The organism is Streptomyces sp. NPDC034111 (assembly GCF_055575375.1).
The window spans coordinates 1-23,970 of sequence record NZ_JBVIST010000003.1; the positions used below are offsets into that span (position 1 = coordinate 1).

The following is a 23,970-nucleotide window of genomic DNA, read 5'->3' on the forward strand; positions in this document are numbered from 1 at the left end:
CTCGTAGTGGGTCTACGTGGACGATCCCGACAACGCAGCGAGGCGCCGTGCCAGGCGTCGCGGGCCAGACGGGACTTTGCGGACACCCCCTAGGGGGTGTCCGCAAAGTCGGCGGCCACCGGCGCCAGCAGTGCGCGGCGGCCCGCGAGTTGCCCTCCGGGGCCCGTAAGTGGTCACATGCGCGGCATGAACGCGATGCCCGGGCCGGTTCCGCCGTCCGTACCGCCGCACATACCTCCGGTTCACCCGGTGCCCGCCGGGCTGACGGTCCCGCCGGGGCCGCCGCCGTACGCCCTCGGGAATCAGGGGCTGCGGCTGGTCGCCGTGGTCATCGACGTGGTGCTCGCCTGCGTCGTCATGTCCGTCGTCTCGGGGGCCATCGGCCTCTTGGTCTCCTTCGGCGGCTCACGCGACAATGTGCCCTTCTCCCTCGTCGGCCTGACCGCGCTGGCGTTGCTCTTCCTCTACTCGCCGCTGCTGACCGCCCGTTGCGGGGGCACGGCAGGCAAGCTGATCTGCGGACTGCATGTCGTGCGGCTGAGTGACGGCCGCAATCTCTCCTACGGGCAGGCCCTGGGGCGGCACTTCGCCCATCTGGGCATGTGGGCGGTGCCGGTGCTCAGCCTGCTCGACGCGCTCTTCTGCCTCTGGGACCAGCCGTACCGGCAGTGCCTGCACGACAAGACGGCCGGCAGTGTGGTCGTCCGCAGCCGGATGCGCGGGGCACAGGCACCGCCGCCCGTCTGGTGACCGCCGTCTGGTGACCGCCCCTTTTACGACCCGCCGCGGGGGAAGCTGACCTCGACCCGGCGGTTCTTCTTGCGGCCTTCCTCGGTGCCGTTGTCGGCGATCGGGTACTGCTCGCCATAGCCGCGGATCTGGAAACTCACCGACGAACCGAGGTCCTTGGCCAGCTCCTGCTGGACCGCGTTGGCGCGCTGCCGGGACAACACCAGACCGTGGCCGGCCGAGCCGAGATTGTCGGTGAAGCCGAAGACCCGCAGGCTGGTGGCGTGCTGCTTCTTGATCTCCGCGCCGATGGTGGCGATACGGGACAGCGCGTCCGGCGTCAGCTTGGCGCTGTCCTTGCCGAACAGCACCTCGGCCTGGAGCGCGAAGGTCACATTGTCGTTGGTGTCCTGCCGCCGCTCGGAGCCGTCGTCGGTCTCCACGATCGACTTGATGTTGAGCACCTTGGACGGTGCGAGCCGGGCGCCCTGCACCATCCGCAGATCGGGGTCGTCGGGGTCGATCTTCACCGGGGGGCTGGAGTCCTCGGTCATGCCGGGCGGGTCGGCGTGCGCGGTGGGGACCGACAGCGCCGCGGTCAGCAGCAGGGCGACGGCGGCGCAGACGGCACTGCGGGGCGCTCGGGGCGCACAACGGGCTCGGGGGTTCGGGATCGCGGTCATCGGGGCGGCCCGCTCAGTCCGTGATCTGCACGCTGGCCGGCGGCATCGTCGGCAGCTGGAAGTCGACCTCGGTCACCTTCGCCGGCGGCGCCGGGAACTGGGCGAAGATCGGGCGGCCGGCGCCGGGCATCAGCCCGCTCAGCCCGGTCGTACACAGGCATTCGCCGTTGGTGTCGCGCAGCACCAGATAGCGCTTCTTGCCCGCCTTGTCGACGAGGGTGGCCCCGGAGATGGAGGAACGGGAGCGCAGATCGGTCTCGTTGGAGCGCCAGTCGATGGCATTGAAGGCACGGGTGCCGTGGTTGGTGACCGTGCCGTTGACGGTGACGAAGCCGCCGGAGTCGCGGACGACGGAGTGCAGGGTGACCACGATGCCGTCGGGGCCCTTCATCTCGCCGATCACCTTGTTGGAGTCGGCCGCCGGGGTTCCGGGGCCGCCGTCCTTGGGGCCGCTGCTGCGGGCGGGCGGTTTCTTGTCGTCCGGCTGCGCACCGCCGTCACCGCCACCGCCGCAGCCGGCCACGACGAGAGCCAGGCCGACAGCGCTCGCCATGGCGACCGCTCCCCTGGCGGCCTTCGTGGTGCGCCGAATGCTCATGGATGCGATTCCTTCGATCGTCGTGTGCTCGGTGAGGTCGGTGTGCGGTGTCAGTGGGCCAGGCGTACCGAGAAGAGGTCGGCGGCGTCGGGCAGGTCCTGGAGGTGGCCGGGGTCGAGCGTCCAGTCCTTGCCGTCGCAGGTGAGCTTGACGGGGGCGGGCTCCGGGGCGTCCTTCCCGCGCCCGTCTCCCTTGCCCCCCTTGTCGTCCGTGCCTCCCTTGTCGTCCTCGCCGTCCGTACCGCCCTTCCCGTGGCCGTCGTCCTCGGCCGTCCCCAGCGTGCAGCGGGGGCCGACGACGGACTTCGCCGCCGCCGACGCATGTTTGTTCTCGGTCCCCGGGATGACCGAACGGCCCACGGAACCACGGGTCCTGACGGTGACGGCGAAGGACGTCGGCCAGGAATCCGGGTTGCAGGCCGAGAGCGCGGCACCGTTCCGGCCGGCGAACCAGTCCGCGTTCGTGCACGCCGCCCCGGACGGCGCACCGCGCCCGTTCACCAGGTCCTCCCAGGCGGCCTTGTTGCTCTCGTAGCTGCCGTCGCGGATGCCGTCGAGCACGCCCTTGGTCAGCAGATCGCGGTACTTCTGGCCGGCGGCGAGCGCGGCCGCGTCGGCGGCGGTCTGCGCACCGTTGCGGGTGGCCGCCGCCTGTCCGACGGCGAAGAAGGCGAGCGCGAGAAAGAGCAGGCCTCCGACCGCCACGATGTAGAGCGGAAAGGCCTGCCCGGCGTCGCGCCTGCCCCGGCGCGTGGTGGTGGCCGTCACGGCGGTGGCGGCGGTACGCCCTAGATTCCGACGACGTCGGAGATCTTGTTGGCGATGGCATTGGCGATCTGGCTGCCGAAGTCCGTGGTCGACAGGACCAGAACGATCGCCACGACCACCGCGATGATGCCGAGGTACTCGATCGAGGTCTGTCCCCGGTCGTTCCCCAAAATCCGCTTCGCCATCGTCTTCCCCTCCATGGGCGGCCGTACCGCTCTGGTCCGGCTGGTCTGCCCCCGTGGTGCCGGCGCGTCCGACCGCGCTCATGACACCAGAAAAGTACGCCGGAACCAGGCTCCCGGAACAGGGATTCCGTACCCAATCCTCTTTCGGGGACACGGGCAGAACGTACAACGGCGCATTTCGGCCACTCAGCCGCACCCTGTCCACCCCCGCTCCCCCTCCGGGACATTGCCCCGTTCCGATGCCCATGCGGACCGCCGGGCGCCCAGCACCGTAGCGCGGAGCAGACCACCGGCCTACCCACTGTGACACAACTCGTTGCTCCTGCGAAGGCGTTGACGAGAAGCGGGCGGTGCAGCGTCCGCATCCGGCCGGTCCGCGGGCGGCTGCGGCCGGGGGTGCGGGCCGGGGACGAGGGCCAACCGTGATCGGGCCGTCAGTCGCCCACCAGCGAGCCGAAGTTGGTGCCGGAGCCCAGGAAGAAACCGGCGATGAGCAGGATCATCGTGGCCGGAACCATAAACGTCGTGACGACCATGGTGGCTTTGGGTACCGCGCGGGCGGCGCGGCGGCGGGCGTTCTGGGCGTCGGTGCGGCGCATGTCGTTGGCGATCTGGATCAGGGTGTCGACAATCGGGGAGCCCAGCTCCTCGCCCTGCTGGAGGGCGGTGACGAACTGGGCGACCTGTTCGGAGTCGTTGCGTTTGCGCAGCTCCTCGAAGGCGGCGCGACGGCTGACGCCCATGTCCATCTGCCGGAGCGTGATCCGGAGTTCATCCGCCCACGGGCCCTCGTACTTCTCCGCGACACGGTCCAGTGCCTGACGGAAGCTCAGACCGGCGCTGACGACGACGGCGAGGACATCCAGAAAGTCCGGAAGGGTGCGTTCGATGGTGTCCTTGCGCTGGCGAATGGCGGCCCAGATGCCGACCTCGGTCCAGAAGAGGCCGAAGAGGACCATCAGGACGCCGAGAACCGGCTGGCCGCGCAGGAACATCACCAGGGCGCCGAAGAAGCCGAGTGCGCCGTAGACCGCGCGGCGGGCGGCGTAGCGGTCGACGGTCAGTCCGCCGGGGTTGCCGGCCAGGTCGATGCGGCGGCGGATGCGGGCCGTACGTTTGTCGCCCATCAGGCGCAGGACCAGCGGGGCGTAGCGCATCCCGGCGCGGTCCACCGCGGAGCCGACCGCCGTCGTACGGGTCGCGCCGACCTCCAGGGACAGCGCCAGGTCGGGCGGCAGCCGGGCCTCGCGGCGGTAGAGGGCGATACCGCAGCAGATGCCGGCGACCGAGAGGGCGAAGGCCGCGGCGAGGAGGATTGCGATTCCCATTCCCATCATTCCGTTGCTGTTGCGGTGACCGGTCCCGGTCCGGTGGCCATGGTGGTCAGACGTCGATCTTGGACAGGCGGCGGATGAAGAAGAAGCCGAGCCCGTAGAGGACGAAGGCGACGACGACCGCGAGCTGGCCGAGGAAGGAGGAGGTCATCCGCTCGATGGCGCCGGGCGCGATCCGGTTCATCAGCAGCAGGGTGCCGATGCCGAGCAGCGGGACCACGTAGGCGGTGACCACGACCTGGGAGAGCTGGGTGCGGACCTCGCGCCGGGTCTCCTTGCGCTCCTCCAGGGTGGTGGTGAGGTTACGGAGCGATCCGACGACGGTGCCTCCCGCCCGGTTGGAGAGCACCAAGGTGGTCACCAGGACGACGAGTTCGCGGGAGGGGAGGCGTTCGGCCAGTTCCCCCAGCGCCTCCTCGATGGAGTGGCCGACCGCGAGCTTGTCGGAGACCTTGGCCAGCTCCTCCCCGGCCGGCGCCTCCAGCTCCTCGGCCGCCATGCCCAGGGCGGTGCGCAGCGCCAGCCCGGCCTGGGTGGCGTTGGCGAGGATCCGGGAGAGTTCGGGCAGCTGGTTGATGAACTTCTCGATGCGCTTCTGACGCTGCCAGTTGAGGAAGGCGAAGGCCGCCCAGACGGCCACCAGTGCGGCGATCGGGCCGAAGAAGGGGGCGAGGACGGCGTGGGCGGTCAGCCAGAGGGCGACGACCGCGACGAGCATGGCGACGAAGAATTCGCCGGGGGTGACGTCCAGGCCGGTGGCGGCCAGCCGCAGTTCGAGCCGGCGGCCGAAGCGGGTGCCGCGCAGGGTGCGGTCGAGGGACGGGAAGCGGCGCCGGCCGGTGACCGGCAGGCCGTGTTCGTCGTCGAGCCGGTCGACGATGGCCTGGCGCTGGGCGCGTCCGGCGGCGAAGGTGCGGGCGCCGGCGATCGCGAGCACCCCGCACAGCAGCGTGGCCCCGATGGTGAGCAGGGCGAGCTGGTTCATGGAGGCCGGGATCAGCCCCCCGGCGGCAGTGGTCAGGGCCCAGCCGGTCATGAAGTGGCCTTCCGGGTGGCGAGTTGGTCGTCGGTGGCCGCCACGCCGAAGGCGGCCGGGGTCGGCTCGCTGGCCATGAAGAGGCGTTCGGCGACCCGGCGGGGCAGCGGGAAGTAGCGGAAGCGGCCGTGCACGATGCGGTCGGCGCCCATCGGTTCGGCGTCGAAGCGGCAGACCGTGGCGATCCGGTAGTCCTCGTGGCCCCGGGAGTCGAGGAGGGCGATCTCGCTGATCCGGCGGGAGCCGTCGGCGTGCCGGGTGAGCTGGACGATGCAGTCGACGGCGCTGTTGATCTGGTCCCGCAGCGCCTCGAAGGGGATCTTCACATCCGACATGGACGCCAGTGTCTGGAGCCGCATCAGGGCGTCCTCGGCGCTGTTGGCATGGACGGTGGCGAGCGAGCCGTCGTGACCGGTGGACATCGCCTGGAGCATGTCGAGGGTTTCGCCGCCGCGCACCTCGCCGACGATGATGCGGTCGGGGCGCATGCGCAGGGAGTTGCGTACGAGGTCGCGGATGGTGATCCGGCCCTTGCCCTCCACGTTGGGCGGCCGGGACTCCAGCCGGATGACGTGGGACTGCTGGAGCTGGAGTTCGGCGGCGTCCTCGACGGTGATGATGCGTTCGCCGTCCGGGATGAGGCCGGAGAGCGCGTTGAGGAGGGTGGTCTTGCCGGCGCCGGTGGCCCCGGAGACCACCACATTGAACTTGGCGCGCACCAGTCCCGCCAGCAGCATCAGCATCTGCTCGTCGAGGGTGCCCCTCCCGATGAGTTCGGCGAGGGTGTAGGCGCGCGGGAAGCGGCGGATGGTGAGGGTGGCGCCGTTCAGGGCGAGCGGCGGGATGATGACATTGACGCGTTCGCCGGAGGGGAGGCGGGCGTCGACCATCGGATTGGACTCGTCCACCCGGCGGTTGACGGTGGAGACGATCCGCTCGATGGTCTGCATCAGCTGCTCGTGCGAGGCGAAGCGTACGGGCACGAGCTCGACCCGGCCGGCGCGCTCGACGTACACCTGGTCCGGGCCGTTGACCATGATCTCGGTGATCGAGGCGTCCTCCAGCAGCGGTTCCAGCACGCCCAGGCCCAGCGCCTCGTCGACCACCCGGCGGATCAGCCGGCCGCGTTCGGCGGTGGACAGCACCGGGCCCTCGCGGCTGATGATGTGGCCGAGGACGCGCTCCAGCCGCGAGCGGCGCTCGGCGGCGGCCAGCGAGGACATCTCGGCGAGGTCGATCTCCTCCAGCAGCTTGGCGCGGTAGGTGGCGACCATATGGCTGTCGTGGCGCGCCTCGGCGGGCGGCTCGGGTGCGACGATCCGGCCTTTCAGGCTCATCGCGGGGGTGCTCCTTCGTACGTACGCACCGCGCCGCCGAGGACACGGGGGTGCTCGGGGCGGGGCATGGTGGCGCTGCGGGTGGCGGTGCCGAAGTCGTCGACGCCGGGGATGATCGAGGGGATGGTGACCCGCACCGTCGCGCGGACCGAACCACCGCCGTCGCCGCTCACCGAGACCCCGGCGCCGCGCGCGACCCAGCCGCTCATGGCGGCCTTGCCGGCGCTCGACGGGTCGGTCTCGCGGTCGGCCCGGTCCATCGAGGCGGTGCGGGCCGCGGCGCGCGCTCCGGTGCCGGCCTGCTGGACGGTGTAGGCCGCCAGGCCGAGCTGGATCACGGCCAGCGCGATGACCAGCAGGAGCGGCAGGAAACCGAGGAATTCGATGGACACCTGGCCACGGTCGCGGCCGTGGCCGCGCAGCCGGGCGGGGATGCGCAGCCGGGCGGGGATGCGTACGGGCCTCACCGGCGGTCCTCCTTCGCGGCGCCGGCCGAGCCGGTGACCGGCCACGGGAAGTCGCCGGCGCCAGGGAAGAGCACCGGCACCTGGATGCGGACGGTGGCCTTCCACAGTCCGCCCGCCGTCCCGCAGGAGGTCGTGGCGCCGCCCCGCCAGGCGCTGGGCAGTTCGCCCTCGGCGGCGGCGCGGCAGGCCCCCGCGCCGCCGCCCTCGGTGGCGGTGGCGGCCCTGGCGCCCCGGTCGGCGGCGTGGGCGGCGAGCGAGTAGGTGTAACCGACCAGCACGAACTGCCAGAGCAGTACGAGCACCACGAGGATCAGCGGGAGCAGCCCCAGGAACTCCACGGAGACCTGCCCCCGGTCGTCGCCGCCCAGCGGGCGCCGCACCGCTCAGCCCTCCTCGTACGGGCCGGCCGGATCGAACGGGCCCTGGCCGCCGCCCGTGGGGGCGGAGCCGCGCCGCGCGCCGAACCGGGCCGCGGCCCCCGCACCGGCCCCGGACGCCGCCCCTGACGCCGGACCCTGAGCCGTCCCGGAACCAGGAGCCGCCCCCGCCCCTATGGCCTTGCGCCTGCGCCCGGTCAGCGTGGGGCGCGCCCGGTGGCTGCCGCGGCCCTGCCGCACGGCCGGTGCCTCGACCAGCCCCAGTTCGCCCGCCAGCGTCCACAGCGCCTGCTTGACCGTCGACCGGTCGTCCAGGTCCTGCATCCGGCCCGCGTCGACGCAGGGCTGGAGCTCCTTGAAGGCGGCCGGCACCGGGGTACGGGCCACCTGGGTGCCGGTGGCCTTGGCGACCAGCGGCGGCTGGATCTCGGTACTGCGGGTGAGGCGGTTGACCACCGTCGTGGTGTCCTCCGCCTTGCGGATCTGCAACCGGTCCCACAGCCGTACCTGCCGCTTGGCGGCCCGTACGGCCACCACGTCCGGAGTCGTCACCAGCAGCGCCACATCGGCCAGTTCGACGGCCGCGGCGTTGGCGGACTGCATCTGGGAGCCGCAGTCGACCAGCACCACTTCGTAGCGGGAGCGCAGCGCGCCGATGATCTGGCGGGCCGCCCGGTCGTCGACCTCCTCACCGCGCTCGCCCTCCTCCGGCGCCAGCAGCAGCCCGAGGCCCGTGTGGTGGTCGTGCACCGCGTCCTGGAGGACCCGTACGGAGATGTCCTGGATCCCGGCCAGGTCGACGACCGAGCGGCGGAACTGGACGTCCAGGTAGGAGGCCACATCGCCGGACTGGAGATCGAGGTCCACCAGGGCGACGCTGCGGCCCGCGGCCCGCGCGGCCAGCGCCAGATGGACGGCGGTGACGGTGGTGCCGACGCCGCCCTTGGCGCCGGTCACGGTCACCAGGGTGCCGGTCGGCCCGGGGGGCGCATCCGTGCTGCCCCCCAGGTGGACCCGTACGCCCGCGGACCACTGGGCGGCGGCCTGCACCCGGGCGGCCAACTCGTCGTAGCCGAGCGGCAGTCCGACGATGCCCCGGGCCCCGGCGTCCATCGCCGCGGAGAACAGCGCGGGTCCGGCGTCGGCGGTGATCAGGACGACGCCGACCGCGGGGAAGCGCAGCGCCACCTCGCGGATCAGCTCCAGCGCCGGCATCGGGCCGATCCGTTCATGGACCAGGACGACCTCGGGCAGCGCCTCGACGGCGGACGACGGGCCGCCGGCGGGCGCGGCGGGGCCCTGGCCCGCGGGCGGGGCGCCGGTGCCCTGTGCGGCGGCGCCGGCCAGCGCGTTGAGCAGCGCGGTGGAGTCGGCGACCGCGGGTCCTGGCTCGGCGTCCGGCAGTTGGTGGAGCAGCGAGGACACCGCACGGGCGGCGTCCGGGTCGCCGATCGCCGGGAGGATACGGATGGTCACCTGAGCCTCCGGGTCACTTGTCGCCGTCGAGGGTGTAGCTGCGCTGGCCGGGCGGGATGACCGTCTCGCTGCCGGGCGCGAGCAGGGCGAGCCGCACATGGGAGGCGAAGGACTCGGCGTAGGCGACCCGTTGGGCGTCCTGGGTGTTGAGCGCGAAGGTGATCGGGACCGCCTCACCGGCCTGCCGGCCCGTAGTGGTGTCGCCCGGGTCCTTGGCCTCCAGGGGCGTCAGCTTGCCGACGTCGATGACCTGGGCGGCGGCGACGATGACCTTGGAGACCGGCTTGTCCTCGGGGCGCTTGCCCTCGAAGGTGGCGTAGATGTTCACCCGGGCTCCCGGGTTGATCTTGCCGGCCACTCCGGTGGCCGCGTCGATCATGATGGCGATCTCCTGCTGCCCGGGCTTCAGCGCGGGCCGCTCGACGATCATGTCGTCCTGGAGCAGCGACCCCTTCTTGAGCGGGGTCACCGCGATCCTGCCGCTGACCCGGTCCAGATCGGTCACGGCGGTGGGCGGCAGCCAGCGCTGCGGCATCTTCACCTTTTCGAACTGCCCAGGATCCAGCGCTTTATAGGCGGCCACATCCGTCTTCAGCCGGTATGCGGTCTTCTCGGGTCCGACCTTGGACTCGACGTTGTTGATCACCGACAGCACGCCGACGAACGCGCCGACCGCACACAGGACCGACAGGAGCAGCAGGATCACTCCGCGGCGCTGGCGTGAGTTCATGGGGGAGGGACCTCGATCGGGACGGGGGGACAAGGGTTGGCCAGGGGTGGGCCGGGGGGTCGGTCTCAGCGCACGCGGGCCACCGTCCGCGGCGCACCGGGAGACTCCGGCTCACCGGCGTAATCGGGGTGGCCGGGCAGATCCCAGCGGCCGGGGGCATGGGGGCCGTCGGACGCGTAGGGGTTCCCCGGTACGGGGCGGCCGGACCCGTAGGGGTTGCCCGGAGCGGCCGGCCCCGCCCCGTACGGCCCGGGTCCGCCGGTGGCGGGGGCCGGTCCGCGTACGTCCAGATGCGCCGGTCCGCCCTGGCCTCCGGGCACGCCCGCCGGTGCCACCGGCGACAGACCGCGCTCGGCCCACGGTGCGGACGGCGGCGGTGCGGACGGCGGGGGCGCGGAATCCGTGGCGGGCGCGGAAGGCGAGCCGGGCGCGGAAGGCCATCCAGGGGTCGGAGGTGCGCCCGTGGCGGGAGCGGATTCCGTGGCCTGATCCGTGGCCGGCGCCGGCTCCGGGGCCGGAGCGCGGTCCGTGTCCGGCGCCGGAGCGGGAGCCGGATGCGTCTGCGGAGTCGTTGCCGCCGGAGCCGGGGCGCCCTCGGCCCGCTCCGGCCCCGCTATGGCCGCGGGGGCGCGCCCGGACGGTCCTCCGCCCCGCGCGGCCCGGTCCCTCGCCAGCGGCGCCGCGCAGAAGGCGCAGTGGTCGCCGAGGAGTTCCAGCCCGCACCAGCCGCACTCCTCGCGCCGTACGGAGGCCACCAGCTGGTAGAGGACCGACGGGTCCGGGATGGCGGCGGCGAATTCGATCAGCTTCTGGGTCCCCCACCAGCGCGCGGACTCGGCCGGCAGCCGGGCCTCGTACGCCCCCTGGACCTGCCAGGCCGGGGCGAGCGAGCCGGTCACCCACTCGGCGGTGAGCTGACCGCGGGCGACCGCGAGCTGGGTGGCGAACCCGGGGGCCCGCAGTCCGGCCTCGGTGCTGTGCCGGTCCAGATGCAGCAGCTGCGGCTCGGGATTGGCCAGCACCGCGAAGTGCGCACCGGGCAGCCAGGACTTGAGTTGCGCGCGTAGATCGACCTCGACACGGTCCAGGCCGCTGACGCTGCCCAGCAGGGCGCCGGCGTGGATGTAGTGGGTCAGCAGCCGCGCCGCGCTGGCCAGCACGCCGGGGCTGAAGTCGCACAGCGACAGCTGCCGCAGCTGACGGGCGAGCAGGGCCACCCCCAGCGGTGGCAGGGGCACCGGCAGGATGGCGATCCGGTCGCTCTCCAGGACCGCGCGCAGGGTGTGCAGCCGGCGGATGTGCTCCGGCCGGCAGGCGGAGGAGTAGAGCGCGACGAGATGGCCGTGGTGCTCCAGTACGGCACTGGTCTCCGTCAGGGCGTCGTCCAGCGGCTGGAGATGCGGCGCCTGGAGGACGACGGCGGCGGGGGTCTGCCGGTCGATGGGGGCACCTCCCTGCTCGAACGAAGTTGAGAGCATGGGGGAGGGCAGCGCCATATCAGGGCTGGTGACTGCAATCGCGGTCGGCACGTCGCTCCCCCACTCCCTCCGGCCGCCGGGGGTCCCGGGACCGCGGATCGGCACAGCTCTGCGCCATCGGCGCCATTCGCTCAGCACTTTATCCACAGAGATACGCCCCAGAGAACACGTTCTGGGCTACTCGTCATCACCCTCACCCCGTAGGGAAAGGGCGTGTACCGCCCGAGCGGCCCTTACGGGAACACCGGGTTCCCGTAAGGCCCTTGACAGGGCGAATGGTCTGGACCATGTTGTGGGCAGCACAGGGGCCCCTGAGCGCGCATCCGCACCACCCCTCTCAACTTCCCCCCACACGGAGGCAGTCGTGGTTCGCGCACCATCAGGAAACGTCAGGAGAAGGCTCCTTGCCGGGCTGGCCGCCACGGCGCTGCTCTCGGCCGGCACCCTTGCGGTGGGCACCCTCGCGGCGGGCACCGCGAGTGCGGCCGCCGGCCACCCCGCCCCGGCCGCGGCCGCCACCGCCGCCGTACCGAAGCACGCCCTCACCGGCTACTGGCAGAACTTCGACAACGGCGCCACGGTGCAGAAACTGAAGGACGTCGACGATGCCTACGACATCATCGCGGTCTCCTTCGCCGAAGCGGCCGGCGAGCCCGGCGCCGTCACCTTCCGCCTCGACCCCGCCGTCGGCTACGGCTCGGTCGACGACTTCAAGGCGGACATCAAGGCCAAGCAGGCGGCCGGCAAGTCGGTGATCCTCTCCGTCGGCGGCGAGAAGGGCTCGGTGTCCGTCAACGACGACGCCTCCGCCAGGAACTTCGCCGGCTCGATCAACAAACTGATGGACGAGTACGGCTTCAACGGCGTCGACATCGACCTGGAGAACGGCCTCAACGCGGCGTATATGACGCAGGCGCTCAAGGCCGTGCACGCCGCGCACGGCGACGTCGTGGTGACCATGGCCCCGCAGACCGTCGATATGCAGTCACCGCAGAACGAGTACTTCAAGACGGCGCTCGGCATCAAGGACTTCCTGACCGCCGTCAATATGCAGTACTACAACAGCGGTTCGATGAACGGCTGTGACGGCAAGGTCTACGCCCAGGGCTCGGTGGACTTCCTGACCTCGCTGGCCTGTATCCAGCTGGAGGGCGGTCTCGACCCGTCCCAGGTCGGCATCGGTGTCCCGGCCTCCGCCCGCGCAGCGGGCAGCGGGTATGTCGCCCCGTCCGTCGTCAACGCCGCCCTGGACTGTCTCACCCAGGGCAGCAACTGCGGCTCCTTCAAGCCGTCCAGGACCTATCCGGGGCTGCGCGGTGCGATGACCTGGTCCACCAACTGGGACGCCTCGAACGGCAATGAGTTCGCGGGCCAGGTGGGCGCCCACGTGCACGGCCTCCCGTAGGGGTACCCGTACGGGAGGCCCCACAGCCAGGTCCCGCACACCCGGTGCGCGGGACCTGGCTGTTCTCTGTCCCTTGGGTCACCTACGGGTGGCCGCCGGCTTGGGCAGCTCACAGCCCTCGGCGCTCAGGTCCAGCTTGTTACCGGTGCCGAAGCACTTCGGTATCCCGTACGTCTCCTGGGCGTAGTTGATGCCCTGGTGCACCGTGACCTTGCCGTTCTCGTCGACCTCGCACGGGTTGTTGACGGTGCACTTCTCGCCGTCCTCGTTGCCCGTGTTGTTGATCGCCGCGACCTTGCCGCTGGTGGTGTCGACCACCGGCGAGCCGGAGGTCCCGCCTATGGTCTTGCACTCGGGGGTGTAGCGGACCGAGTCCTTCCAGGTCCAGTCGCCCTCCTTGAGGGTGGGCACGAACCCGTCGATGTTGCAGGAGTAGATCTTCTTCCAGTACCCGGAGACCACGCTGATCGCGGCGCCCTTGGCCGGGTGCTCGGTGGCCAGCTCCAGTGGCTTGATCCCGTACTTCTTCTCGATCTCGGCGTAGGTCGAACCGGTCTCGTAGAGCGAGACATCGGTGTCGGTCATCGTCGCGTAGGCGATCTTGGTGGCCTTGACCCTGCCCAGTTCGCGCGCCGACTTGTCCAGGAGGGTGAAGCTACGGCTGGACGGCTGGTCGACGATGACCTCGCCGGCGCCGGGCATACCGCTTTCCAGACAGTGGCCGTTGGACATCACCAGGGCCGGGTCGTTCGCCTGCGAGGAGGGCATCCGCACCAGGGAGCCGGAGCAGTTGCTCAGTGCGACGGTGCCCGCGAAGTCCACCGCCTTGGTCTTGTGGTGGGTGAGGTGGTCCGCCGCCCGCTGGGGCGCCGCGTGGGCCGTTCCGACGGTGCCCGTCAGGGCTGCGGCTCCCAGGACGGCCGTGGCCAGGGTGCCGACGAGAGGTCGATTCATGTGGGGGTCCTCTCAGCTTCTGTCACCGGAGGTCCTTGCGGATCCTTCGGTTTTGTCGTGCGCATTGTTAGTGCCAGGGCCCCGCGTGGCAATCAATTTCCGCAAAACGATGGGAAGTTGCCGGGTTCACCCACCGCACCCGGCTCCCCGCGACTCCGACATCTGGCGATACAACACCTTGACCCGCCCATGCCAATGCCCGAAAACTGGCCGCTGTCGCTTCGACTCACACCCCCCACAGGAGACCGCATGCGACCTCGGATACGCGGCGGACGCACCACCGTCCTCGCCGCCCTCCTCTCCCTCGCGCTCGCCGCCCCGATAGCCGCCGCCCAGGCGCAGGGTGCGCCGTCCGGCGAACCGACCTCCACCGGTGCCGTACGCGGCGCCGAACTCCCCCACCAGTACGAGGTGACCGGCCTCAGCACCCCCGCGGCCCGTACCGCGCTCGCCGCGACCGGCGCCAGCATCGACGAGGTGCACGGCCGGGCCGTGGTCATCACCGCCGACCGCGCCCAGGCCGCCGCCGTCCGCCAACTCGGCCACACCCTGCGGAAGTTGCCCGATCCCCCGGCCGCCGGGCCGGCCGCCCCCGGCGCCAGGGCCAAGGACTTCCCGGACGGCTACACCAACTACCACACCTACGACGAGGCCACGAAGGAGATCGACGCCCTCGTCGCCAAGTACCCGGACATCCTCAGCAAGCAGGTCATCGGCACCTCACACGAGGGCCGCAACCTCCTCGCCCTCAAGCTCAGCAAGAACGTCACCAAGGACGAGAAGGAACCCGAGGTCCTCTTCACGGCCCACCAGCACGCCCGGGAGCATCTCACCGTCGAGATGGCCCTCTACCTGCTCAACGAGTTCACCTCGAAGTACGGCTCCGACGACCGCATCACCAAGATGCTCGACTCCCGCGAGCTCTGGATCATCCCTGACCTGAACCCGGACGGCGGCGAGTACGACATCGCCTCCGGTGACTTCGCCATGTGGCGCAAGAACCGCCAGCCCAACGCCGGCAGCAGCGAGGTCGGCACCGACCTCAACCGCAACTGGGACTTCAAGTGGGGCTGCTGCAACGGCTCCTCCGAGGACCCGGGTGACGAGACCTACCGCGGCCCCTCCGCCGCCTCCGCCCCCGAGGTCCAGGTCGTCTCGAAGTTCGTCCGCAGCCGGATCGTCGACGGCACCCAGCAGATCAAGGCCGCCATCGACTTCCACACCTACAGCGAACTCGTCCTGTGGCCCTTCGGTTTCACCAATGACGAGACCGGTCCCGGCATGACCCAGGACGAGCACGACACCTTCGCCACCCTCGGCAAGAAGATGGCCGGCACCAACGGCTACACCCCCGAGCAGTCCAGCGAGCTGTACATCACCGACGGCGCGATCGACGACTGGCTGTGGGGGGACCAGCGGATCTTCGCCTACACCTTCGAGATGTACCCGTCGTCCGCCGGAAGCGGCGGTTTCTACCCGAAGGATTCGGTGATCCCGAAGGAGACTTCGCGCAACCGTGAGGCGGTGCTCCAGATGGTGGAGACCGCGGACTGTGTGTACCGGGTGATCGGCAAGGAAGGGCAGTACTGCAAGGGAGGCAAGGCCGGCTGAGCCGGGCCGGGCCGAGCCGTTCGCACGCGCCAGGGGGCGCCCCGGTCGGACCGGGACGCCCCGTGGCCTCTGCGCAGCGGGCCGGCTCAGCCCGGCTGGTCTCCGGTGTACCGGTAGATGTTCCCGGCGGCGTTCACACCCCACACGGTGCCGTCGGCGGCCGCACCGATATCGGTCAGCGCACCGGGGATGTTCACCCACGGATTCGCATCGTCCCCCGTGTACCGGTAGATCCCCCCGGCCGAGTTGACACCCCACACATGCGTCCTGGACCCCGCCGAAATCCGCGCCAGCCCACCGGGGATCCTGATCCAGTGGGTCGAGCCCTGGTCCCCGGCGTAGCGGTAGATGTTCCCGGCGGCGTTCACACCCCATACCGTGCCGTCGGCGGCCGCACCGATATCGGTCAGCGCACCGGGGATGTTCACCCACGGATTCGCATCGTCCCCCGTGTACCGGTAGATCCCCCCGGCCGAGTTGACACCCCACACATGCGTCCTGGACCCCGCCGAAATCCGCGCCAGCCCGCCCGGGATGTTGATCCAGTGGGTCGAGCCCTGATCGCCTGCGTACCGGTAGATGTTCCCCGCGGAGTTGACGCCCCACGTGGTGCCGTCGACCCCCGCACCGATGTCGACCAGCCCGCCGGGGATGTTCACCCACGGATTGGCATCGTCCCCTGTGAACCGGTAGATCCCCCCGGCGGAGTTGACGCCCCACACATGGGTCCTGCTCCCGGCCGATATCGCCTTGAGACCGCCGGAGATCTGCTTCCAGTGCGGCATACGAACTCGCTTCCTCTCGCTCCTGACCTTGCATGCGGGTACTTGGCGTGCGAGAGAACTACCCAAACCCTCCAATATGCCGACTGGTCAGCAATACGCTCCAGAAATCGATGTTTGGCGACGCCGTCGATCCGCCCGTGCACGGCGAATGGACATCCGTTCGGCAGATATGCGGCCGGAAACTCCGTACCGCCTTCAGCGGATCGACGGGACGCCCGGTCTGTGCTGTCGGTGGCCCGACCGCTCGCCGGCGCGCCCTCTCGGCCCGGCTACAGGACGGCGAGGGCGTCGATCTCGATGAGCAGGCCCTTGGGCAGACCGACGTAGACGGTGGTGCGGGCGGCGGGGGCCTCCTTGAGGCCCTGCTCCTCGAAGTAGGCGTTGTAGATCTCGTTCATCTCGGCGAAGTGGTCCACGTCCGTGAGGTAGACGCGGATCATCATCACGTCGTCCCACGTGGCGCCGCCCTCTTCGAGGACGGCCCGGACGTTGGCGAGGGTCTGGAGGGTCTGCTCGCGCAGGGTGGGGCCGGCCGGGGTGGGGGCCCGGCCCTCGACGGCGGGGAGGAAGCCGACCTGGCCGGCGACCTGGAGGATGTTGCCCTTCCTGACGCCGTGGGAGAACTTGGCGGGCGGGGTGGTGTGGGTCTTCGGGGTGAGCGCGGTCTTGTCCGTCATGCGGTCTCCTTTTCCGGTGTCCTGCCTGAGTACTCCCGGCTGATGGCGTCCGCGGTACGGCGTACCAGCGGGAGCAGCGTGAGGAGTTCGTCGGCGCTGACGACGACACTGGGCGCGGAGACCGACAGGGCGGCGACCGCCCGGCCGTCCGCCCCGCGGACGGGGGCCGCGATGCAGTTGATGGACTCCTCGTGGCCGCCGAGGTCGGTGGCCCAGCCCTGTTCGCGCACCGTGGCCAGCTCGGCGAGGAAGGCCGTGGCGTTCGGGGTCGAACGGGGCGTGTAGCGGGGGTAGTCGAGCCGCTCCGCGAGGGCGCGGCGCTCGGGTTCGGGCAGGTCGGCGAGGAGCAGTTTGGCGACCGCGGCGACCGTTGTCGCGACCGGCTTGCCGATCCGGGAGTACATCCGGACCGGGTAGCGGCTCTCGACCTTGTCGATGTAAAGGACCTCGTTCTCCTCGTGGACCGCGAGGTGGACGGTGTGTCCGCACGCCGCGTTGAGCTCGACGAGGTGGGGGTGGGCGATCTCGCGGACGTCGAGGTTCTCGGCGGCCTGCTGGGCGAGCGCGAAGAGCCGTGCGCCGAGGCGGTAGCGCTGGTCGGGCTGGCGGTGGACCAGCCCGTGTTCGTGCAGGGTGCGCAGCAGCCGCAGCGCGGTGGACTTGTGGACGCCGAGGCGGTCGGCGACCTGCCCGAGGCCGGCGGGGCCCTCGGCGAGCAGCGGCAGGATGCTCAGCGCGCGGTCGACGGTCTGACTCATGCCGCACCCTCACTCCGCCCGGCCCCGGCCTCGTCAGCGGCGCACCGTTCGGCGGCTCTCCCGAGGGCGCCCTCGATGGTTCTCTCGCTGTGCTCGTTCACTGCGTACGTACCTCCTCGACGGCCCGTCCCCCGGGGGCCGTGGGCTTCGTCCAGCCGGGGCCGAGGTGCAGTGTCCCCCAGGCGGCACCGTCGAGACCGGTCAGCCGGTCCGCGTGGGCGCGGGAGGGGGGCACCCCGAGGTCGCCGGGCACCGTGAGGGCGGCGGCGGCCCACAGATGGCCGTACCGCAGGCGGGTGCACAGGGGCAGGTCCCGGAGGGTGGCGGAGAGGAATCCGGCGGCGAAGGCGTCGCCCGCGCCGACGGCGGCGACGACCTCGACGCGCGGCGCGGGCTCGGTGTGCCGGTGGCCGTGCCGGTCGTAGGCGACGGCGCCCGCGGCCCCGCGTTTGACGACGAGCGTGGCGGGCTCGGGCAGCGCGGCACGGACCGCGTCGGGGCCGCCGGTGAGGCCCCAGGCGTCGGCCGCCTCGTCCTCGCCGACGAAGACCAGATCGGCGCCGCGTGCGAGGTCGAGCAGGACGTGGGCGCCGGTGGGGTCGCGCCACAGGCCGGGGCGGTGGTTGACGTCGAACGAGACGAGCGGGCGGCCGGGCCTGCGCGACATGAGCGCGCGCAGCAGGCCGAGGCAGTCGTCGGAGAGCGCGGCGGTGATGCCCGACAGGTGCAGCACCCGCCCGGATCCGGCCGCGGCCGGGTCCACGGTGCCGGCGGACATCGCGGAGGCGGCGGATCCGGCGCGGTAGTAGGCGACTTCGTGGGCGCCGGTGGCACGGTCGCCCGCCGTACGGAAGTAGAGGCCGGTGGGGCGCCGGGGGTCGCGCCGGACGTGGGAGACATCGACGCCGCAGTCGGCGATGGCGGCGACGAGGTGGTCGCCGAAGCCGTCGGCGCCGACCCGGGAGATCCAGCGGGCGGTGTGTCCGGCGTGGGCGAGGGTGCAGGCGACATTGGATTCGGCGCCGCCGATGGCGCGGGTGAAGGACGGCACCCCGGCGAGCGGTCCGGGGCGGCCCGGCAGGAAGGCGACCAGGGATTCACCCAGGCAGACGACGTCGACGTCCGGGGCGGGGGCGCCGTCCCGGGCGGCGGTGCCGCCGGCGTGCGGGGACCTGGTCACGATCGGATGCGCTCCTTCGCTGTGCGGCTCACCCGGGCCGGCCGGTGCGGTGGAACCGGGCGCTGTCCGGGGCGGTATCCGGGCCCCGTTGCGGCCCGTTTCGCACCATGCTTTTCACCGTTGACCGGGCGATGGCCCGGATGTTAGACAGCTGCCAGCGATATGCGCAACGAGCGTTGCAGAGAATGCAACAGGATCTTTGAGGAGGCCCCATGGCCGGCGAGCGGCTCGCGCAGGGACTCAAGGGACTCGCGGACGAACGGGTCGACCACCGCTTCAAGGCGCTGCCGCCGGACGCCGAAGGGCTGACCGTCGGGGAGCTCGCCGCCCAGCGCCGCAACCTCTTCGACGGCGGCTTCACCACCCCCGTACTCGCCCTCTCCGCCGAGGCCGTCGAGCACAACCTCGCCGTGATGGAGACCTACGCCACCCGGCACGGCCTCGCCTTCGCCCCGCACGGCAAGACCTGCATGGCCCCGCAGCTCTTCGCCCGGCAACTGGAGCACGGCGCCTGGGGCATCACCGCCGCCGTCCCCCACCAGGCCCGCGTCTACCGCACGTACGGCATCCAGAAGATCTTCCTCGCCAACCAAGTCGTGGACCCGGCCGCACTGCGCTGGCTCGCCGCCGAACTCGCCGAGGACCCCGGCTTCCACCTGATCTGTTACGTCGACTCGCTGCGCGGTATCGAGCTGATGGACCGCGCGCTGCGGGAGGCCGGCGCCACCCGCCCGGTGGACGTGGTCATCGAGCTGGGCGCCGGAGAGGGCGCACGGACCGGCGTCCGTACCGACACCGAGTGCCTGGAACTCGCCGATGCCCTCGCGGGCGTGGACACCCTGCGCCTGGTCGGCGTGGCCGGCTACGAGGCCGAGGTGCCGGACGCCACTCCCGAGCGGGTGACCGCCTGGCTGCGCCGACTGGTCGCACTGGCCGTGGAGTTCGACAAGGCCGGCCGCTTCGCCGACCTCGACCAGATCGTGGTCAGCGCCGGCGGCAGCGCCTGGTTCGACGCGGTCGCCGAGGTGTTCGCGGAGATCCCCGCGCTGTCGGCCCCGGTCCTCAAGCTGCTGCGCTCGGGCGCGTATGTCTCGCACGACGACGCCCACTACCGCCGTATCACCCCCTTCAACCGCATCCCGGACGAGGGCTCCCTGCACCCCGCCTTCCGGCTGTGGGCACAGGTCGTCTCCCGCCCCGCGCCCGAGCAGGCCTTCCTCAACGCGGGCAAGCGCGATGCGGCGTACGACCTGGGTCTGCCGCAGGCCCAGGTCGTACGGTCCGGCCGGGACGGCACCGAGCGCCCGGCGGACGGCCTCACCATCACCAAGCTGTCCGACCAGCACGCCTGGGTCGCCACCGAGCGCGTCGGCGATCTGGAGGTCGGCGACTGGGTGGGGCTGGGGCTGTCGCACCCCTGCACCATCTTCGAGAAGTGGCAGCTGATCCCGCTCGTCGAACAGGACGGGACGGTCACGGACTTCATCCGCACGTTCTTCTAGCTTCCAGGAGAGGCGCCCTCTTCACAGAAGAGAGACCGGCCCCGGCGGCCCGACCGGCCAGAAAGGCACCCCGGCCATGGACACCGTGCTGCGCGACGTACGCGTCATCGACGGGTCCGGCGGCCCGTCCTACCGGGCCGATGTCGCGCTGGCCGGCGGCCGGATCGCCGGGATCCGGCGGGAGAGGGACGGCGGTCCGCGCCCGTCCGCGGCGCGCGTGGTGGACGCGGACGGGCTGGCCCTCTCCCCCGGCTTCATCGATATGCACGCGCACAGCGACCTTGCGCTGCTCCACGACCCCGCCCACGAGGCCAAGGCCGCCCAGGGCGTCACCCTCGAAGTCATCGGCCAGGACGGCCTGTCGTACGCACCGGTCGACGACCGCACCCTCGCCGAGGTCCGCGACCAGATCAGCGGCTGGAACGGCGAGGGTTCCGGCATCGACTTCGCCTGGCGGACCGTCGGCGAGTACCTCGACCGCCTCGACCACGGCTTCGACGGCCAGGGCATCGCGGTCAACGCGGCCTACCTCGTCCCCCAGGGCACCGTCCGGATGCTCGCGGTCGGCTGGGAGGACCGCGCCGCCACCCCCGACGAGCTGGCACGGATGAAGCAGCTGGTCGCCGACGGACTGGAAGAGGGAGCGGTCGGCCTCTCCTCCGGCCTGACCTACACCCCCGGCATGTACGCCTCCGACGCCGAACTGACGGAACTGTGCCGGGTGGTGGCCCGCTACGACGGCTACTACTGCCCACACCACCGCTCCTACGGGGCGGGCGCCCTCCAGGCGTACGAGGAGATGATCGCCCTCACTCGCGAGGCCGGCTGCGCCCTCCATCTCGCCCACGCCACCATGAACTTCGGCGTCAACGAGGGCCGCGCACCCGAGCTGCTGTCCCTCCTGGACGCCGCCCTGGACGCCGGTGCGGACCTCACTCTCGACACCTACCCCTACACCTCCGGCTGTACGACGCTGGCCGCGCTGCTGCCCGGCTGGGCGAGCGAGGGCGGCCCCGACGCGACCCTGGCCCGCCTGAAGGACGACGCGACCGCGGCACGCATCCGGCACGTCATGGAGGTCGAGGGCGCCGACGGCTGCCACGGCGTCCCCATCGCCTGGGACACCGTCGAGATCTCCGGCGTCATCAACCCTTCGCTGGCCCGCCACATCGGCCGGACGCTCGCCCGGAGCGCCGCCGAACGCGGTGAGGAGCCCTGGATGACGGCCCGCCGGCTGCTGATCGACGACCGCCTGGGCCCGACCGTCCTCCAGCACGTCGGCCACGAGGAGAACGTGCGGCAGATCATGCGGCACCGCGTCCACACGGGCGGCAGCGACGGCATCCTCCAGGGCGCCAAGCCGCACCCCCGCGCCTACGGGACCTTCCCCCGGTACCTCGGCACCTACGTCCGCGAACTGGGCGTGCTCTCCCTGGAGGAGTGCATCGCCCATCTGACCTCCCGCCCGGCCGCCCGGCTACGGCTCCCCGACCGCGGCCTGATCCGCGAGGGCTACCGCGCCGACCTGGTCCTCTTCGACCCGCTCACGGTCGCGGCCGGCTCCACGTACGCGTCCCCCCGCACCCTCCCGTCCGGCATCCCACACGTCCTCGTCAACGGCCGCTTCGTGATCGAGGACGGCCGGCGGACGGACGCCCTGGCGGGCCGGGCGGTACGGCGGGGTCGCTAGGGCGCGTCTCCCCGGTCTTCGGGTGCCGGCGGGGGCACGGGGACCTGGGCGGCCTGCGGGACGTCGCGGGTCCGGTCCTGGAGGGCGGTCACGACCAGATCGCGCAGCCGGTGCTCGTTGTTGGTGAGCCGGGCCCCCAACGCGGCCGCCCGCTCCTCCCGTTCGGCGCTCTGCCGGATGGTGTAGAAGATCACCGGCCCGTCGTAGGCCCCGTCGTCCTTGAACCGTCCCACCATGTCGAAGCCCGCGGTGTGGTCCCGCCCCCGGCTGATGTCGGAGATCAGCAGGTCGGGCCTGCGGTCACGGACGGCACGGGCGGCGTCCCGGCTGGTGGCCTCGTGCCGTAGCTGGACCCCCAGCCCCTCCAGCACCTCACGTACCACCTGCTTGCGCTCCGGCTGGTCATCGACCCAGAGGACGTCGAACGTCGGCACGGCGTACGGGCCCGGCATCTGCGGGACGGCGCTCCGGCCCGGCTGTCCCGCCAACGGTTGCCCTCCCAGCGGCTGCCCTGCCAGCGGCGGCTGGGCCGGCTGCGGCTGGGCCGGCTGCGGCTGGGCCGGCTGCGGCTGCTGTCCCGGCCAGTACGCCGGCTGCTGGAGTGCCTGCCCCTGCTGTGCCGGCGGCCCCGTCCGCTGCCGGTCGGGCGGCGGCGCCCCGTAGCCGCCGTACGGCTCGCCCCACGGCCCGGCCAGCGGCGGTCCGAACCCCGTGGCGTAGCCGTCCGGGCGGGGCCCCTCCAGGTCCCGCCACGCCACGGTCCACTCCTGGGACATCCGGGTGGGCTCCCCGCCGGGGCCCCGCGGACCCTCGCGCAGCCGGCGCAGCAGCTCCTCCGCGTCCGGGCGGGCGGTCAGCTCGTCGACCAGCGAAGTGAACGCCGGATTGACCACCAAGTCGGGGAATTCGTTGGGGAGTTGACGCTCCAGCGCGGCCAGCGCCCGGCTGCCGCCGGAGGAGCCGAGCGGCTCCGGCAGCAGCAGGTCGTACGAGGCGAGGAAGGCACGTACCTCGCTCAGCTCCGGTGCGGTCGGCTCCCCGGCGGCGGAGGCCAGCAGGATCCGGCGCACCTCGCGATAGGTACGGAATTCGGCCACCACATCGCCGTCCACGGTGCCGGACGGCCCGGTCATCATCCGGTAGAAGTCGGGATAGAAGTACTGGAGCAGGAGGGTTCTGATCACCGCTCCGGGGCCGAAGTCCCGCCAGACCGGGTTGAGCGTGGCCTCCAGGACGAAGCCGTTGACCAGGCGCTTGATCCGGCGGGGATTGCGGTCCGAGCGCTGCGCCAGCAGGTCCACCAGGGCGTCGTCGAGCAGCGGTGCCACGCCCGCGGTCCGTGCGCACCAGCGGATGTAGTCCTTGACACCGTGGTTGTCGGCGGCCGGAATCCGGTAGCTGGTCTGGAAGATCTTCTCCATGAACGCCGAGCCGGCCGGAGACAGATCGCGCAGCAGGCCGTTCGGCCCGAGCGCGGACCGGTCGCAGCCGACCACGAAGGCCAGCCCCGGTACGTCCAGGTAGACCTTCACCGCCTCACAGACCGCGAGCACGGTCTCCTCGGAGCAGCGGTCCAGGTCGTCGATGAAGACCACCAGGAGGCGGCGTGGCCGGAACTCTGCGGTCTGGGACCACTCCTGCACCAGATCGCCGATCGCGCCGCGCATCTCGTTGCGGGCCTGGGAGTTGACGGAGAGGTTCTTCCACAGTTCGTCGACCAGGCCGGCCACGCCCAGCGGCCCGGCGGCGACGGTCGTCAGGGCGCGGGCGAACCGCAGCAGCGCACGCCGCTCGCTGACCCGCTGGAGTCCGCGGCGCAGCACCCGCCGATCGAAGCGCATCAGAACGGACTTGATCAGCCCTTCCAGCGCGTCGGCCCCGGTGGAGGTCCAGGCGTTGTACCAGACGGTGTGGACGTCGGAGGCCTGCGCCAGCTGCGCATCGACCAGCCGCATCAGGCTGCTCTTGCCCATGCCCCAGCCGGCGTCGACGGCGAGGGTGAAGGGGGTGGAGCCACGGGAGGCGTCCAGCAGGTCGGCCAGCTGCCGGGCGGCCCCGCCGGCGCCCAGCAGATCCGCGCCCGGCTCGGCGACCGGTTCGTCGTTGAGCAGCGCGAACGGGTGGTGCGACGGGTGCGCGCTCCCGGTCGCCTGCGGTGCGGCTGGGGGTAAAGGGGCCGAGGGGGACATGGGCCCGGATCCTAGGCCCTGG

At 71.7% G+C, this 23,970-nt stretch carries 23 protein-coding genes; 5 read left to right on the forward strand and 18 right to left on the reverse strand.

Translation table 11 applies throughout. The features are described 5' to 3' along the window. Positions 1-186: 186 nt before the first annotated feature. Positions 187-750, forward strand: a complete 564-nt coding sequence (locus ACZ55A_RS09405; protein ID WP_468836679.1) for an RDD family protein — start codon at positions 187-189, stop codon at positions 748-750. Between the two features lie 23 nt (positions 751-773). Here the strand turns inward: ACZ55A_RS09405 and ACZ55A_RS09410 are convergent, their stop codons facing one another. The 12 genes from ACZ55A_RS09410 to ACZ55A_RS09465 all read right to left on the reverse strand — a co-directional run bounded on the left by ACZ55A_RS09410 (position 774) and on the right by ACZ55A_RS09465 (position 11,248). Beyond that, a complete protein-coding gene (locus tag ACZ55A_RS09410) occupies positions 774-1,412 on the reverse strand; it encodes an OmpA family protein (RefSeq protein WP_468836682.1) in 639 nt (212 codons plus the stop codon). Positions 1,413-1,425: 13 nt separating this feature from the next. Next, positions 1,426-2,010: a hypothetical protein gene (locus ACZ55A_RS09415; RefSeq protein WP_468836684.1), complete on the reverse strand. Its 585-nt coding sequence runs from the start codon at positions 2,008-2,010 to the stop codon at positions 1,426-1,428. A gap of 50 nt (positions 2,011-2,060) precedes the next feature. Continuing rightward, positions 2,061-2,777, reverse strand: a complete 717-nt coding sequence (locus ACZ55A_RS09420; protein WP_468836686.1) for a pilus assembly protein TadG-related protein — start codon at positions 2,775-2,777, stop codon at positions 2,061-2,063. 20 nt (positions 2,778-2,797) lie between these two features. After that, a complete protein-coding gene (locus ACZ55A_RS09425; protein ID WP_018089307.1) occupies positions 2,798-2,962 on the reverse strand; it encodes a membrane protein in 165 nt (54 codons plus the stop codon). 434 nt (positions 2,963-3,396) lie between these two features. Next, entirely contained in the window at positions 3,397-4,290 is an 894-nt protein-coding gene (locus ACZ55A_RS09430; protein ID WP_468836690.1) for a DUF5936 domain-containing protein, read from the reverse strand. A 55-nt stretch (positions 4,291-4,345) separates the two neighbouring features. Then, the gene (locus tag ACZ55A_RS09435; protein ID WP_468837889.1) at positions 4,346-5,281 is read right to left on the reverse strand and encodes a type II secretion system F family protein; all 936 of its coding nucleotides are present in this window, start codon (positions 5,279-5,281) and stop codon (positions 4,346-4,348) included. Between the two features lie 47 nt (positions 5,282-5,328). Further along, positions 5,329-6,669: a CpaF family protein gene (locus ACZ55A_RS09440; RefSeq protein ID WP_468836692.1), complete on the reverse strand. Its 1,341-nt coding sequence runs from the start codon at positions 6,667-6,669 to the stop codon at positions 5,329-5,331. Beyond that, entirely contained in the window at positions 6,666-7,136 is a 471-nt protein-coding gene (locus ACZ55A_RS09445; RefSeq protein ID WP_468836695.1) for a TadE family protein, read from the reverse strand. Before ACZ55A_RS09445 ends, ACZ55A_RS09440 begins: the two co-directional genes overlap by 4 nt. Continuing rightward, the gene (locus ACZ55A_RS09450) at positions 7,133-7,516 is read right to left on the reverse strand and encodes a TadE/TadG family type IV pilus assembly protein (protein ID WP_468836699.1); all 384 of its coding nucleotides are present in this window, start codon (positions 7,514-7,516) and stop codon (positions 7,133-7,135) included. Before ACZ55A_RS09450 ends, ACZ55A_RS09445 begins: the two co-directional genes overlap by 4 nt. 3 nt (positions 7,517-7,519) lie before the next feature. Further along, the gene (locus ACZ55A_RS09455) at positions 7,520-8,989 is read right to left on the reverse strand and encodes an AAA family ATPase (protein ID WP_468836701.1); all 1,470 of its coding nucleotides are present in this window, start codon (positions 8,987-8,989) and stop codon (positions 7,520-7,522) included. Between the two features lie 13 nt (positions 8,990-9,002). Beyond that, positions 9,003-9,719, reverse strand: a complete 717-nt coding sequence (cpaB, locus tag ACZ55A_RS09460; RefSeq protein ID WP_468836704.1) for a Flp pilus assembly protein CpaB — start codon at positions 9,717-9,719, stop codon at positions 9,003-9,005. 65 nt (positions 9,720-9,784) lie between these two features. Continuing rightward, positions 9,785-11,248, reverse strand: a complete 1,464-nt coding sequence (locus ACZ55A_RS09465; RefSeq protein WP_468836706.1) for a hypothetical protein — start codon at positions 11,246-11,248, stop codon at positions 9,785-9,787. A gap of 313 nt (positions 11,249-11,561) precedes the next feature. Between ACZ55A_RS09465 and ACZ55A_RS09470 the strand changes: the two genes are divergently transcribed. Continuing rightward, on the forward strand, positions 11,562-12,602 hold the full coding sequence (locus ACZ55A_RS09470; protein WP_468836709.1) for a chitinase: 1,041 nt from the start codon (positions 11,562-11,564) through the stop codon (positions 12,600-12,602). 78 nt (positions 12,603-12,680) lie between these two features. On the opposite strand, the gene ACZ55A_RS09475 is transcribed toward ACZ55A_RS09470, so the two are convergent. Beyond that, positions 12,681-13,556 carry a trypsin-like peptidase domain-containing protein gene (locus ACZ55A_RS09475; RefSeq protein WP_468836712.1) on the reverse strand — a complete coding sequence of 292 codons (876 nt, stop codon included), beginning with the start codon at positions 13,554-13,556 and terminating at the stop codon, positions 12,681-12,683. Positions 13,557-13,805: 249 nt separating this feature from the next. Between ACZ55A_RS09475 and ACZ55A_RS09480 the strand changes: the two genes are divergently transcribed. After that, positions 13,806-15,167, forward strand: a complete 1,362-nt coding sequence (locus tag ACZ55A_RS09480; RefSeq protein ID WP_468836714.1) for a M14 family metallopeptidase — start codon at positions 13,806-13,808, stop codon at positions 15,165-15,167. 86 nt (positions 15,168-15,253) lie between these two features. Here ACZ55A_RS09480 and ACZ55A_RS09485 read toward each other — a convergent pair whose 3' ends face one another. From ACZ55A_RS09485 to ACZ55A_RS09500, 4 genes are all read right to left on the reverse strand, one after another. Beyond that, positions 15,254-15,952 carry a tectonin domain-containing protein gene (locus tag ACZ55A_RS09485; RefSeq protein WP_468836716.1) on the reverse strand — a complete coding sequence of 233 codons (699 nt, stop codon included), beginning with the start codon at positions 15,950-15,952 and terminating at the stop codon, positions 15,254-15,256. Between the two features lie 269 nt (positions 15,953-16,221). Next, a complete protein-coding gene (locus ACZ55A_RS09490; RefSeq protein ID WP_468836719.1) occupies positions 16,222-16,629 on the reverse strand; it encodes a RidA family protein in 408 nt (135 codons plus the stop codon). After that, positions 16,626-17,387, reverse strand: a complete 762-nt coding sequence (locus ACZ55A_RS09495; protein WP_468836721.1) for an IclR family transcriptional regulator — start codon at positions 17,385-17,387, stop codon at positions 16,626-16,628. Before ACZ55A_RS09495 ends, ACZ55A_RS09490 begins: the two co-directional genes overlap by 4 nt. Before the next feature lie 97 nt (positions 17,388-17,484). After that, positions 17,485-18,567, reverse strand: coding sequence for a sugar kinase (locus ACZ55A_RS09500; protein WP_468836723.1), 1,083 nt, complete (start codon positions 18,565-18,567; stop codon positions 17,485-17,487). 212 nt (positions 18,568-18,779) lie between these two features. On the opposite strand from ACZ55A_RS09500, the gene ACZ55A_RS09505 reads away from it, so the two are divergent. Together ACZ55A_RS09505 and ACZ55A_RS09510 are read left to right on the forward strand one after the other, a co-directional pair. Beyond that, on the forward strand, positions 18,780-20,069 hold the full coding sequence (locus tag ACZ55A_RS09505) for an amino acid deaminase (RefSeq protein WP_468836725.1): 1,290 nt from the start codon (positions 18,780-18,782) through the stop codon (positions 20,067-20,069). Between the two features lie 76 nt (positions 20,070-20,145). Next, the gene (locus ACZ55A_RS09510; protein WP_468836727.1) at positions 20,146-21,759 is read left to right on the forward strand and encodes an N-acyl-D-amino-acid deacylase family protein; all 1,614 of its coding nucleotides are present in this window, start codon (positions 20,146-20,148) and stop codon (positions 21,757-21,759) included. Here the strand turns inward: ACZ55A_RS09510 and ACZ55A_RS09515 are convergent. Beyond that, positions 21,756-23,948, reverse strand: coding sequence for a P-loop NTPase fold protein (locus tag ACZ55A_RS09515; protein WP_468836729.1), 2,193 nt, complete (start codon positions 23,946-23,948; stop codon positions 21,756-21,758). The genes ACZ55A_RS09510 and ACZ55A_RS09515 overlap by 4 nt on opposite strands. Positions 23,949-23,970: the final 22 nt, after the last annotated feature.